11 protein-coding genes are annotated in these 13,166 nt (G+C 60.1%); all 11 read left to right on the top strand.

All coding sequences use genetic code 11. From position 1 onward, the window contains the following. Positions 1–9 precede the first annotated feature (9 nt). The 11 genes from ybeY (at position 10) to rbfA (ending at position 13,003) form a co-directional block, all read left to right on the top strand. Positions 10–525: an rRNA maturation RNase YbeY gene (ybeY, locus tag HCG46_RS14050; protein ID WP_168686701.1), complete on the top strand. Its 516-nt coding sequence runs from the start codon at positions 10–12 to the stop codon at positions 523–525. 35 nt (positions 526–560) lie between these two features. Continuing rightward, positions 561–1,757, top strand: a complete 1,197-nt coding sequence (locus tag HCG46_RS14045; protein ID WP_022999118.1) for a hemolysin family protein — start codon at positions 561–563, stop codon at positions 1,755–1,757. Positions 1,758–1,914: 157 nt separating this feature from the next. After that, positions 1,915–3,531 carry an apolipoprotein N-acyltransferase gene (gene lnt / locus HCG46_RS14040; protein WP_209009457.1) on the top strand — a complete coding sequence of 539 codons (1,617 nt, stop codon included), beginning with the start codon at positions 1,915–1,917 and terminating at the stop codon, positions 3,529–3,531. A gap of 190 nt (positions 3,532–3,721) precedes the next feature. Further along, complete coding sequence (locus HCG46_RS14035) at positions 3,722–4,126, top strand: helix-turn-helix transcriptional regulator (RefSeq protein ID WP_023014432.1); 405 nt, start codon at positions 3,722–3,724, stop codon at positions 4,124–4,126. 112 nt (positions 4,127–4,238) lie between these two features. Further along, entirely contained in the window at positions 4,239–5,411 is a 1,173-nt protein-coding gene (gene metK / locus HCG46_RS14030) for a methionine adenosyltransferase (RefSeq protein WP_022999115.1), read from the top strand. Positions 5,412–5,491: 80 nt separating this feature from the next. After that, the gene (locus HCG46_RS14025; RefSeq protein WP_022999114.1) at positions 5,492–6,178 is read left to right on the top strand and encodes a tRNA (guanine(46)-N(7))-methyltransferase TrmB; all 687 of its coding nucleotides are present in this window, start codon (positions 5,492–5,494) and stop codon (positions 6,176–6,178) included. A gap of 301 nt (positions 6,179–6,479) precedes the next feature. Next, entirely contained in the window at positions 6,480–7,073 is a 594-nt protein-coding gene (gene rimP / locus HCG46_RS14020) for a ribosome maturation factor RimP (RefSeq protein ID WP_031268707.1), read from the top strand. Between the two features lie 67 nt (positions 7,074–7,140). Further along, on the top strand, positions 7,141–8,796 hold the full coding sequence (gene nusA, locus HCG46_RS14015) for a transcription termination factor NusA (protein ID WP_022999112.1): 1,656 nt from the start codon (positions 7,141–7,143) through the stop codon (positions 8,794–8,796). Positions 8,797–8,936: 140 nt separating this feature from the next. Next, positions 8,937–9,572 carry an RNA-binding protein gene (locus HCG46_RS14010; RefSeq protein ID WP_031268706.1) on the top strand — a complete coding sequence of 212 codons (636 nt, stop codon included), beginning with the start codon at positions 8,937–8,939 and terminating at the stop codon, positions 9,570–9,572. 29 nt (positions 9,573–9,601) lie between these two features. Continuing rightward, the gene (infB, locus tag HCG46_RS14005; RefSeq protein ID WP_022999109.1) at positions 9,602–12,334 is read left to right on the top strand and encodes a translation initiation factor IF-2; all 2,733 of its coding nucleotides are present in this window, start codon (positions 9,602–9,604) and stop codon (positions 12,332–12,334) included. A 243-nt stretch (positions 12,335–12,577) separates the two neighbouring features. Then, a complete protein-coding gene (gene rbfA, locus HCG46_RS14000; RefSeq protein ID WP_055657070.1) occupies positions 12,578–13,003 on the top strand; it encodes a 30S ribosome-binding factor RbfA in 426 nt (141 codons plus the stop codon). Positions 13,004–13,166 lie beyond the last annotated feature (163 nt).

Below are 13,166 nucleotides of genomic sequence, written 5' to 3'. Positions count from 1 at the left end.
TTGCCGACGATGCCAGACCGATTGCCTGATAGTTTTCAGATAGACCTGTCGATAGAAGCAGGCGATTGGCCGGCGGAAAGCCAGTTGGATGCAATAACTGCAAAGGCCATCACCGCTGCCTTTGCAGGGGCGGATCTGGAAGTGCTGGAGGGAACGGAAGTCTCGCTGCTGTTTACCGACGACGCGTCGATCCGGCAGCTGAACGCGAAATGGCGCGACAAGGACAAGGCAACGAACGTCCTGTCCTTTCCCGGCAGTGATCCGCAAGGCGACGTTTATGGCCCCCTTCTGGGGGACATCGTTTTCGCCTATGAAACCGTCGCAGCGGAAGCTGCAGACCTTGGAATTGAATTTTCCGATCACCTTACCCATCTGACTGTTCATGGTTTGCTTCACCTTTTCGATTATGATCATCAGGAAAGTGAAGAGGCGGAACTGATGGAAAGCCTTGAGAAGTCCATTCTGGCGTCTCTTGGCATCGATGACCCTTACGCGGACAGGCCACTTGTGGCCGACGGCGGTTAAGTGGCATCATGGGACGTGATGTTCTTGATTGATGGATGATGAACTCAATTGAACCGCAAAGTCCGGCAACCGGGCAGAAGCCTGCCAGCACCGGACAGGACCAGGACGGGGAAGACCCGCAACAGCTGAAGCCGCAGAAACCTGCGGCCTTTCTCGATCTTCTCAAACGCTTCCTGCGCTTGGGCCGCCAGTCTTCGAGCTTGCGCGAGAACTTGGAGGACGAGCTTGCTCGGGAGGGTGGTGATGCTGCCTTCTCGCCGGAGGAGCGAATGCTCCTCGGAAACATTCTGAGACTGCGTGAATTGCGCGTCGACGACGTCATGATCCCGCGTGCGGATATCGACGCGGTCGATCTGGAAACCAGCCTGAGCCGCGTCATGGAACTGTTCCAGACGAGCGGGCATTCGCGCATGCCGGTTTACGAAGAGACGCTCGACGATCCGCGGGGCATGGTCCACATCAAGGATTTGATGGCCTATATCGCGGAACGTGGCGCTTCGAACCGTCCTGCAACTTCTGTGGACAATGAAAACGATACAACCGGCTTTCAACCGTCCAATTCGAATGCGCCTGCGCGGAACGGTCACAACATGCCCGACCTGGACCTGTCCTGCGTCGACCTGTCGGTCTCGCTGAAGGACACGGATCTGCTGCGCAATCTCTTGTTCGTGCCGCCGTCCATGCCGGCGACGGACCTGATGGCGAAAATGCAGGCCGATCGTATCCAGATGGCGCTGGTGATCGACGAATACGGCGGAACCGACGGACTTGTGTCGCTGGAAGATCTTGTCGAGGAAGTTGTCGGTGATATCGAAGACGAACACGACGAGGACGAGGAAGCCATGTTGGCTGCCGCCGGCGAGGGCGTGTGGATCGCAGATCCGCGTCTGCCGCTTGAGGAACTCGACGAAGCGCTCGGCACGCAGCTGAACGACGGCGAGATTTCCGAGGACGTCGATACGCTCGGTGGTCTGCTCTATGTCTCCGTTGGCCGCGTACCGGTCCGCGGAGAGCTGCTGCTGGTGCCGGATGAAGTGCCCGGGTTCGAATTCGAGATAATGGATGCGGATCCGCGCCGCATCAAGCGCCTGAAGATCCGCCGCCGCCGCGCCGACGCGCGCCCGCCGGACCTTCGCCGCCGTCCAAAGCGGACCGATTCCGTTTCCGGCGAGAGCAGCCAGGACAGCGAAAGCACCAAGACCAAGGTTGCTGCGTCCAGCGGAAACGGATGAGCGGCCGGACGCTGAAACCAGCCAAAAGGATGCTTGCCAACGGTGCCGATGGCCCGTCGTCTCGAAGCGACTTCTTCGCGCGCCGTTGGTATTAACCCTTGACCCCACTGCGGCGAGCCGACAAATCTCCTGACCGCAAGTATGGGGAAGCTCTTTGATGCAATGGTTGTCACACCGCCTGTCGGCCCTGCCAAATACCTTTCTTCTGGCGTGGGGCTGGCAGCGCCGTCTCTTGTGCGCCGCCTGCGGTGCGCTGACGGCCTTTGCGCTTCCCCCTTATGACTTCACCTTCGTGCTTCTGGTCACGTTTCCCTGTCTGGTCTGGATGCTGGACGGAGCGGTCGATTCCGCACCCGGCAAGCGGGTTCAGCGGTTTCGCACGGGCTTCGCGCTCGGCTGGTTGTTCGGCTTCGGCTATTTTCTCTCGGGTCTTTGGTGGATCGGCGCGGCGTTTCTGGTGGAAGCGGAGCGCTTTGCCTGGCTGATGCCCTTTGCCGTGCTGGCAATGCCTGTCGGACTGGCGCTGTTCACGGGCCTTGGGGTGGGGCTGGCCGCGATATTCTGGAGTGACCAGTTTCGCCGCATCCTGGTGCTTGCTGCCGGCCTGACCCTGACGGACTGGTTGCGCGGCCATGTCCTGACCGGGTTTCCCTGGAATGCCTTCGGTTATGGCGTGTCCGGATCGCTGAGCGTGTCGCAGGCGGCAAGTCTCGTCGGGCTTTATGGTCTCAGCTTCTTCGTGGTTGCGGTCTTTTCGACGCCGGCCGTTCTGGCAGACGCTCGCCCGTTTCGCCAGCGTGCGACGGCCGTTGTCGTTGCGGCGGTTGCCCTGGCCGCGGTTGCGGGTTATGGCGCCGTCAGGCTCTGGCAGACGGCATTGCCCGTTGCCGATCTCGACATCCGAATTGTACAGCCATCGATCGATCAGAAAGACAAATGGCGGCCGGAGCTGCGCGACGAGATCTTTCAGACCTTCCTCGACATGACCGAAGCGCCGCTTGGCGGTGCCGCGCGCGTCGGACAGCCGCGCATGGTGGTCTGGCCGGAATCGGCTGTTCCCTTCCTGCTGACACAGGAGCCGGGAGCCTTGTTCCGGATCGGTCAGTCGCTCGGTGACAAGACCGAACTGGTGACCGGCGCGATCCGGGCCGAGCCCGGCATGAGAGGGGCTGATTACTTTAACAGCGTCTTCGTCATCGGCACCGAGGGCACCGTCCAGGGCATCTACGACAAGGTTCGGCTCGTGCCTTTCGGCGAATACGTTCCGTTTAAACCTCTGCTTGAATCACTGGGAATTTCTAACCTTGCGGGCCCCATGGATGGGTTCGAGGCCGGGTATCAACCGCGTGTACTGACCACCTCCGAAAGTTTTAGTTTTCTACCCATGATTTGCTATGAGGCAATTTTTCCGGGATCTCTGAACGGTGTTTCCAGAAGGCCGGACTTTCTGCTGAACGTTACCAACGACGCCTGGTTTGGCCGGACGCCCGGCCCTTATCAGCATCTCGCGCAGGCTCGTTTACGTGCCATCGAAACCGGCCTGCCGCTGATTAGAGCTGCAAATACAGGCATTTCAGCGGTGATTGATGCCAAAGGTCAGGTGGTCGCGAAACTCGCGATATTCGAAAAAGGTCTGATCGATTCCAAGCTTCCGCAGAGACTAGACAATACTCTCTACGGCATTTTTGGCGATCTGCCCGTGCTCGTTATCTCGTTTCTTATCGTAGTATTTGCCGGGTTTTACCAATACAACCGCGATTCGCGTGTAAATTGATATTTTTTGTTTGAGTTGAGTGAAGGAACTGTGATACAACCGTGAAATAGCCGATTGAAGGCTGCTTCATGTACAAGTGAAAGGTTGCGGGCAAACTTCGGTCTCTTGAGCCTGTGGGGGGATGTCAGGAGAGCTTGTGCAAACGAAAACGAGCGGGCTTTTTCCGCGAGAAAAAGAAAGAGCGACACAGATGCCCAGTAAAAAGTCTCCGAATCCGATCGATATTCATGTTGGCAGCCGCGTCCGGCTTCGCCGCATGATGCTAGGCATGAGTCAGGAAAAGCTTGGCGAAAGTCTGGGCATCACCTTCCAGCAGATCCAGAAATACGAAAAAGGCACCAACCGTATCGGTGCCAGCCGGTTGCAACACATCGCAACCGTTCTGAAAGTCCCGGTTTCCTTTTTCTTCGAAGATGCGCCCGGTACGCCTGAAGAGGCGGAAGGCTTCGGCGAAACGCAGCCGACCTCTTATGTCGTCGACTTCCTGTCTTCTTCCGAAGGCCTGTCCCTGAACAAGGCATTCGTGCGGATTGAAGACCCGAAAGTACGCCGCCGGATCGTCGATCTGGTCCGGTCTCTGGCTGGCGACGACTGACAAAATTCACGCGCGCGCTTGACGCGGCGAAGAACTTCTAAGATTGATGCAGACGGAGCGGCGATGACAATCGCCGCTCCTGTCATATTCATTCCCAGAAGGACGATCGCCAATGGCACGTCAGAATTACCTGTTTACCTCCGAGTCCGTCTCCGAAGGGCATCCGGATAAAGTATGCGACCGTATATCCGATGCGGTTGTAGATGCCTACCTCAAGGAAATGCCGGAAGCGCGCGTTGCCTGTGAAACCCTGGCAACGACCAACCGTATCGTGATCGCCGGCGAAACCCGCGGTCCGTCAACCATCACCAACGATTACATCGCTCATCTTGCCCGCATGGCAGTGAAAGATATCGGCTACGAGCAAGACGGTTTCCATTGGGAAAACTGCGATATCGCCGTTCACCTTCACGCGCAGTCCGCACACATCGCCCAGGGCGTTGATGCCGCCGACAACAAGGACGAAGGTGCTGGCGATCAGGGCATCATGTTCGGTTACGCCTGCCGTGAAACCGAAGAGTTGATGCCGGCTCCGATCCTGTTTTCGCACAAGATCCTGCGTCTTCTGGCCGACGTCCGCAAATCCGGTCAGGAGCCTGCGCTCGGCCCGGACGCGAAGAGCCAGGTAACCGTCCGCTACGTCGACGGCAAGCCGGTCGAGGCAACCTCGATCGTTCTGTCGACCCAGCATCTGGATCCGGCCCTGACCTCCTCCGACGTACGCGCCATTGTCGAGCCTTACATCCGCACTGCACTGCCGGAAGGCTTCATCACCGGCGACACCGTCTGGCACGTCAACCCGACCGGTGCCTTCGTCATCGGCGGCCCTGACGGCGATGCCGGCCTGACCGGCCGCAAGATCATTGTCGACACCTACGGTGGTGCGGCTCCGCATGGCGGCGGCGCATTCTCCGGCAAGGACCCGACCAAGGTGGACCGTTCGGCAGCCTACGCGGCGCGCTATCTTGCCAAGAACGTTGTTGCAGCCGATCTGTCCGACCGCTGCACCATTCAGCTTTCCTACGCCATCGGCGTTCCGGAGCCGCTGTCGGTCTACGTCGACCTGCATGGCACCGGCCGTTGCGATGAAGCCAAGCTGGAAAAAGCGTTGCGCGATGTCATGGGCCTCAGCCCGCGCGGCATCCGCCAGCACCTGAAGCTGAACAACCCGATCTATGAGCGCACCGCCGCTTACGGCCACTTCGGCCGCGAACCTGAGGCCGATGGCGGCTTCAGCTGGGAAAAGACGGATCTGGTTGACGCGCTGCGCCCGCTTGCGGGATAAGCTGCGCCTACGCTGAACATGGAAGAAGTGAAGCAGATCGCCGGTTCAGTGCCGGCGATCTGTCGTTTTGAAGTTGAATTATGACTGACCGCTACGAAGGTTCCTTTTACGGCCGCCGCAAGGGCAAGCCGTTGAGCCCGCGCCGTGAGGCGCTGATGGAAAACGAACTGCCGCGCCTGGCGCTGGACCTGGCAACACCCGCTCCGGAGGATCTGAAGACCCTCTTTGATGCGGATGTCGACGAGGTGTGTCTGGAGGTCGGCTTTGGTGGCGGTGAGCATCTGCTTCACCGGGCCAGAACCAATCCGCGTGTCGGCTTCATCGGCGTCGAACCTTTCGTCGGCAGCATGGCCAAGGCCGTGAATGCCGTCGTGGGGGAGGGGTTCCGCAATATCCGCCTTTACGATGATGATGCCGTCAATGTTCTGGACTGGTTGCCCGAGGCAAGTCTCGACCTGGCCTATCAGCTCTATCCGGATCCCTGGCCGAAAAAGCGCCACTGGAAGCGCCGGTTCATCAACGAACAGAATCTCGATCGCTATGCCCGGGCCATCAAGCCCGGCCACGAATTCCGTTTTGCCAGCGACATCGATACCTACGTCGACTGGACACTGCGCCATTGCCGCGACCATGCGGCGTTCGAATGGGCGGCGGAAACAGCGTCCGACTGGAAAACACCCTGGGAAGGCTGGCCGAGTACACGCTACGAGGCGAAGGCCATCCGCGAGGGGCGTATCGGACGGTACCTGACTTTCCGCAGGGTGTAGCGGCGCATCGCGGAGAATGGCGCGTTTGCTGCCGTTTATCGGGGGATTCCGGACTGGCGCCAACTTCTTTGAGGAATTTGGCCCGGCCTCTTGCCTTTTTGCCCCCTTTGGCGTTATACAGCCCGTGTTTCACCTCAAACGGCTTATCTGAGCACTTTGAGAGTGGGCCCGCCGGGGACCCGCTCTTTTTTGCTTACATAACCGGAAACCAACGAGTTCGAGCAGGACTGCCCTATGTAAATCGACAATCAGGTGCATCTGATGCTCAAGAGCCGGTAACGGCCGCCAACAGGAGCCAAGTGTGAGCGCACACGAACCGAGAATTGTGACGGAACAGGGTCTTGATGCCCGTGTTGCCGCAATTGTGGAGCCGGTCATCGAGGACCTCGGCTACCGACTGGTGCGTACGAAGATCAGTGCTCAGAACGGCTGCACCCTGCAGATCATGGCGGAGCGCCCGGACGGCACCATGACGGTCGAGGACTGCGAAACCATCAGCCGGGCTGTCTCGCCTGCGCTCGACGTCGAAGACCCGATCAACCGGGCATATCATCTAGAAGTTTCATCTCCAGGTATCGACCGTCCGCTCGTGCGGGCCGGCGATTTCAATCGCTGGGCCGGCCATGAGCTGAAGGTCGAGATGGCCGTCATGCTGGATGGCCGCAAGCGATTCCGGGGCAAGCTCCTCGGCGCGGAAGACGGCAAGGCCAACCTTCGGCTGCCCGATGTGCGGGAAGGCGAAGAGGACACCGTGGCGCTGCCGTTGGAGAACATCGGCGAAGCCAAGCTGGTTCTGACCGATGACTTGATTACCGCAGCTCTTCAGGCGGAAAAGGCGGCGCTTGCCGCCCGTGGCCAGGATGACGAGCTGTCGCAGGACAACATGCCCAACTGAGCCACAGGCTCTAAGGGAAAGAAGAAGAACGCGCCCGAACCGATCCTTGGCGCAAGAGGAGTGGAATATGGCAATCAGCGCGAACCGGCTGGAACTGCTGCAAATCGCTGACGCGGTCGCACGGGAAAAATCCATCGACCGGATGATCGTCATCAATGCAATGGAAGACGCGATCCAGAAGGCAGCCCGCTCCCGCTATGGTACGGAAACGGAAGTCCGCGCCGAAATCAATCCGAAGACCGGCGAGATCCGTTTGCAGCGCCTGCTTCAGGTCGTTGACACTGTCGAGAACGTTTCCACCGACATCTCTCTTGATGATGCGCAGGCCCGCAATCCGGAAGCCAGCATCGGCGACTTCATTGCCGAGCCGCTGCCGCCGCTCGATTTCGGCCGTATCGCCGCCCAGTCCGCCAAGCAGGTTATCGTGCAGAAAGTGCGCGAAGCCGAGCGTGACCGTCAGTACGAAGAATTCAAGGACCGTGTCGGCGAAGTCGTCAACGGTGTCGTCAAGCGCGCCGAATACGGCAACGTCATCGTCGATCTTGGCCGCGGCGAAGGCATCGTCCGCCGCGACGAGCTGATCCCGCGCGAAATCTTCCGCACGGGCGACCGCATCCGCGCCATCATTTACGACGTTCGCCGCGAGCAGCGCGGCCCGCAGATCTTCCTGTCGCGCACGCATCCGCAGTTCATGGCGAAGCTGTTTGCCCAGGAAGTTCCGGAAATCTACGACGGCGTCATCGAGATCAAGTCCGTTGCCCGTGACCCGGGTTCGCGCGCGAAGATCGCCGTGATCTCCAAGGACAGCTCCATCGACCCGGTCGGCGCCTGCGTGGGTATGCGCGGCAGCCGCGTCCAGGCCGTTGTTGGCGAACTCCAGGGCGAAAAGATCGACATCATCCCGTGGAACGAAGAAGCGGCAACCTTCATCGTCAACGCCCTGCAGCCGGCCGAAGTTGCCAAGGTTGTTCTGGACGAAGACGCCGAACGTATTGAAGTTGTCGTTCCTGATGACCAACTATCACTGGCGATCGGCCGCCGCGGCCAGAACGTGCGTCTGGCCTCACAGCTGACCGGCTGGGCCATCGACATCATGACCGAGCAGGAAGAAAGCGACCGCCGCCAGAAGGAATTCCTGGAGCGCTCGCAGCTGTTCATGGAAGCCCTCAACGTGGACGAGATGGTCGGACAGTTGCTGGCGACCGAAGGCTTTACCTCGGTTGAGGAAGTTGCCTATGTGGAGCTCGACGAGATCTCCATGATCGAAGGCTTCGACGACGACACCGCCGTCGAAATCCAGGCACGTGCCCGGGATTACCTGGCCGAACTGGAAGCAAAACTCGACGAAGAGCGTATTTCGCTCGGTGTTGCCGACGACTTGAGGTCGATTGATGGCCTGACAACGGCTATGCTGGTTGCCTTGGGCAAGGACGACATCAAGACGATGGAAGACCTCGCCGGTTGCGCTGCTGACGATCTCGTCGGCTGGACCGAACGCAAGGACGGCGAAACCAAGCGCTTCGAAGGTGCTCTTTCGGAATTCGACATGTCCCGCGCTGAAGCGGAAAACGTCGTGATGGCCGCTCGTCTGGCAGCCGGCTGGATCACCGAGGAAGAACTCGCAGCTCAAGCTGAGGCAGAAGAAGCCGAAGAAGAAGACGAGGCCGAAATGGCCGAGACCGTTGGAGAAGAGCCGCAGGGCGGCGCGATCCTGAACGGGTAACGAGAGAGGCAAAAGCCTCCTGTATGAAGCTTCCGGTCTGGCCCCGGCCGATCGGCAGCTTCGAATTCGCAAGTTCGATCAACTTTTCTGCGCCGAAGGTGTTCGCACCGGAAAGCAGGTTGATCTAAAGGAGTGGCAGCGTGCCCAGGAAGAGTGAGCCGACCGAACGGCAATGTGCCGTGACCCGGGAGGTTCAGCCCGTCAGTGCGCTGATCCGGTTCGTCCTCGACCCGCAAGGCGAGGTGGTTCCGGATCTGAAGCGGGTTCTTCCAGGGCGTGGTGTTTGGATAACCGCCACGAAAGAAGTCGTAGCTGTTGCCGAAAAGGACCGGAAAAAGGTCTTCGGCAGGGGCTTTAAAGGGGAAGCCTCTGTCGAGCCGGGACTGGCGGATCGGGTTGATGCGCTCATGGAACGATCGGCGCTGCAAGCGCTCTCCATGACGCGCAAGGCCGGCGAGCTGGTGACGGGATATGCGAAAGTTGAAGCAGCTCTGCGGCAGGAAGATGTCGCCGGGCTGGTCCATGCCTCGGACGCTGCAGAAGACGGGGTAAGGAAGCTGGCGGCACTGGCTGCCGGCACTCAGGAACACGCAAACGGATGCCAAATCGTCCGTTTGTTCGATTCGGACCAATTGGATTTGGCATTGGGCCGGTCAAATGTGATACATGCTGCACTGCTTGCGGGGCAGGCGAGCGAAAACTTCCTGTCGCGGGTGCGTGACCTGGAGCGTTTTCGCAACTCCTCCGGGGCAAGCAGCGATAATGGCAACGCTTGAAAAGGCGGTTGCGCAGGACTGAAGGCAATATGAGCGATACGAAAAATCCAGGCGACAAGACAATCAGCGTTGAGCGTGGCAAAACGCTTGGCCTAAAGCGCGGCGGTGGCGATCAGGGAACTGTTCGGCAGTCCTTCTCGCATGGCCGGACCAAAGCCGTCGTCGTGGAAAAGAAGAAGCGTCGTGTTGTACTCCCGGGGCAGGAAGCGAAAGCAGAAGCTCCTGCGCCGACAACACAGCGCCTCGAGCGGCCGGCTGAAGCGCCGCGTACGCCGCCACAGCCAGATCCACAGGCGACCAAGCAGGCCCGCCGGTCTGCCTCCGGCCAACGCCAGAAGGGCAACGGCAACGTTCTGCGCACCCTGACCAAGGAAGAAGCGGCAGCCCGTGCGGCAGCCCTTCAGATGGCGAAGGTGCGCGACGAGGAAGACCGCAAGCGCCGCGAAGAAGAAGACAAGCGCCGGGCTGTTGAAGCCGCGCAGCGTCAGGCCGAAGAAGAGGCCCGCGCCAAGGTGGAAGCGGAAGAGCGCGCAAAGCGTGAAGCCGAAGAAGCTCTCCAGGCTGCGGAACAGGCCAAGGCCGAACCGAAGAGCGAACCTGTCGCCGAAGCGGCAACGGAAGCTGCTGCGCCTGTGCGCAAGGAAGCAACCGGTCGCACCGTGGTTCGCAAGCCGGCTCACGCCGACGGCGGCAAGCCGCCCAGCCTTGACGACATGGGCAAGCGCAAGGCGCCGGAAGCTCCGGCCGCACGTGCGAAACCCGAGCGCGGAGAATCCGAAGAAGACGATCGCAACAACAAGAGCGTTCGTGCGGTCAAGCGCCCGAAGCAGGCTCCGGCTCCCGCCGCGCGTCCGCGCACCGGCGACGACCGCCGCCGCTCCAAGCTGACCATCTCCGCCGCCACCGGTGGCGACGACGGCCAGCGTGCGCGGTCTCTGGCCTCCATGCGCCGTCGCCAGGAAAAGGCGAAGCGCGGACAGCAGCAGGTCGTGCGTGAGAAGATCATGCGTGAAGTCGTTCTGCCGGAAGCCATCACGATCCAGGAACTCGCCAACCGTATGGCAGAGCGAGCTGTGGACGTGATCAAGCTTCTCATGAAGCAGGGCCAGATGCTCAAGATCAACGACGTAATCGACGCCGATACCGCCGAACTGATCGCCGAGGAAATGGGCCACACGGTCAAGCGCGTGTCTGAAGCAGACGTCGAAGAAGGTCTGTTCACCACGGAAGACGAACCGTCCACCCTGCTGCCGCGTCCTCCGGTCGTGACCATCATGGGTCACGTCGATCACGGCAAGACCTCGCTGCTCGATGCGATCCGCAAGTCGAAGGTTGTCACCGGCGAAGCCGGCGGCATTACCCAGCACATCGGCGCCTATCAGGTCGATCAGGACGGCAACAAGATCACCTTCATCGATACCCCGGGCCACGCTGCGTTCTCGCAGATGCGTGCTCGCGGTGCAAAGTCGACCGATATCGTGATCCTTGTTGTTGCTGCCGATGATGGCGTCATGCCGCAGACCAAGGAAGCCGTTGCGCACGCCAAGGCTGCCGACGTGCCGATCATCGTGGCCATCAACAAGATGGACAAGCCGGAAGCCGATCCGAACCGCGTCCGTACCGAACTTCTCAGCGAGAGCCTCGTTGTGGAATCCATGGGCGGTGACGTGATCGATGTGGAAGTCTCGGCCAAGAGTGGCCAGGGCCTCGACAAGCTTCTGGAAATGATTCTGCTGCAGTCCGAAGTTCTGGAACTCCAGGCAAATCCGGACCGCAAGGCGGAAGGTATCGTCATCGAAGCGCAGCTCGACAAGGGCCGCGGTCCGGTTGCCACCGTTCTGGTGCAGAAGGGCACTCTCAAGCCGGGCGACATTCTTGTTGCCGGTGCCGAGTGGGGCCGCGTCCGCGCCATGCTCGACGAGAATGGCAACCAGGTGAAGGAAGCCGGTCCGGCCAAACCGGTCGAGGTTCTGGGCTTCCAGGGCACTCCGGAAGCCGGTGACATGGTTGCGGTCGTCGACAACGAAGCCCGCGCCCGTGAAATTACCGACTACCGTCAGCGCCAGATCCGCGAGAAGGCCTCCGTGGTCGCCTCCGGTACGCGTGGTTCGCTCGAGCAGATGATGAACCGTCTGCAGGAAACCGGCAAAAAAGAGTTCCCGCTGGTGCTCAAGGCCGACGTGCAGGGCTCCGCGGAAGCGATTGCCCATGCGCTCAACGAACTCGGCAACGAGGAAGTCGGCGCACGCATCCTGCTGTCCGGTGTCGGTGGCATCACCGAAAGCGACGTCACGCTGGCGCTCGCTTCCAAGGCTCCGATCATCGGCTTCAACGTGCGTGCCAACAAGCAGGCCCGTGAAGCGGCAAGCCGCGAAGGCATCGAGATCCGTTACTACAACGTGATCTACGACCTGGTCGATGACATCAAGGCGGCCCTGTCGGGCATGCTGTCGCCGGAGCGCCGCGAGACCTTCCTCGGCAATGCGGAGATCAAGGAAATCTTCCACATCTCCAAGGTCGGCAAGGTTGCAGGCTGTCTGGTCACCGAAGGTGTCGTGGAACGTGGCGCCAACGTTCGCCTCATTCGCGACGACGTGGTCATCCACGAAGGCGAACTGGGCACGCTCAAGCGCTTCAAGGACGAGGTCAAGTCTGTCGAGTCCGGTCAGGAATGCGGCATGAACTTCGTCAAGTACCAGGACATGCGTCCGGGCGACGTCATCGAGTGCTTCCGCGTCGAGCAGATCGCACGGACACTCTGATCGAAGTCAGAAATCTACTTGAAACTGATGTCAGCGGCTTATTCAATTAAGCCGCTGACGTCGTATCTGGTCGCAGGTAACGCCGTCATGCCATGGCTCGGCCGTGGTATTCGCACCATCCGGGCAGTCTGGCCAATGTCTGTGCTTGGGGCACGGCAAAGGCGTGGATAGCCTGAAATGGTCCGGCAAAGGCACCCGAAACGTCGGGACGCATTGCACTGCCAGAGATGCAGGAACAACAAAATGGCAAGACAACACGGACAGGACAGCCGCGGCCCCTCCCAGCGCCAGTTGCGCGTTGGCGAGACGGTTCGCAAGGAGCTGTCCGATATTCTGACCCGGGGACGGTTCTCCGACCCTGATCTCGACGGGGTGATCGTCACGATCCCCGAAGTGCGCATGACGCCGGACCTGCGCCTGGCCACCTGCCTGGTGATGCCGCTTGGGGGTGTCAACGCTGAAAATGTCGAAAAGGCCCTGAACCGCAGCGCCAAATATCTGCGCGGCCAGGTGTCCCGCCGGCTGACCATGAAATACATGCCGGACCTGCGCTTCGTTCTAGATACGCGGTTCGACGACGACGACCGCATCGGCACGCTGCTGCATTCTCCGGAAGTGTCCCGCGATCTCGACGCGGACGAAGAGGACGGCGACCCAGCCAAGGATTGATTGCCGCGTTGAAACCACAATTCACGGTTCAATTTGAAATTGCGTGAATTCGAGTTCTTAGCCCTCGGTAATTGTAGCCTCGCCGGGAAATGGAAAACTGAATTTGTCTGGTCGGTCGACTTGAATGTGTGCCGTGTCTGCAAGTCACTTGATGTGAAAGAAG

Source organism: Labrenzia sp. PO1 (genome assembly GCF_012273635.1).
In the GTDB taxonomy this organism is placed as follows: domain Bacteria; phylum Pseudomonadota; class Alphaproteobacteria; order Rhizobiales; family Stappiaceae; genus Roseibium; species Roseibium algicola.
Note: the sequence above shows the minus strand (reverse complement) of the source record. Positions and strands in the feature narration are given on the sequence as shown.